General features: G+C 60.5%; 1 pseudogene. It reads left to right on the top strand.

The features are described from left to right. Positions 1 to 433 (top strand): annotated as a pseudogene (locus tag J5M71_RS28785) (histidine kinase); the annotation flags it as partial.

The raw sequence follows: 433 nt of genomic DNA, 5'->3' as shown, positions 1-433 counted from the left end.
AACCGAGCCCTGACGTGCCGCAGCATACCGCCGTACTGGCCGTGCAACTGGGTTCGCAGGAACAATTGCGCCGTTTGCCTCGCGCACGTCTGGAAGAACTGCAGGAACGCTATCGCGACTGCCTCGAGCAGGCCGCTTCGCTGTATCAGGGCGACATCGAAACCCTCCACGATGGCAGCACGCTGTTGCTGTTCCACACCGAAGATTGCGGCGACGATTACCTGACCAATGCCATCTGCTGCGGCGAACTGCTGCGTGCTCTGGGTCATCAGTTGCAGATCGAGGTCGCAGACAGCGGCATCACCCTGCAATTGCAGCTGGGCCTGACCTTGGGCGACGAATTGTTCGGCCTGAGCCAGATTGATCTGCTGCTGACCGATTCGGCCCAGGATGCACTGGCCTTGTCGCAACACAGCCGCAATCTGCTGCTGGT

Origin of the sequence: Pseudomonas sp. 43(2021) (assembly GCF_017490805.1) — a bacterium.
Lineage (GTDB): Bacteria > Pseudomonadota > Gammaproteobacteria > Pseudomonadales > Pseudomonadaceae > Aquipseudomonas.
This window is presented reverse-complemented; position numbering and strand designations above follow the sequence as displayed.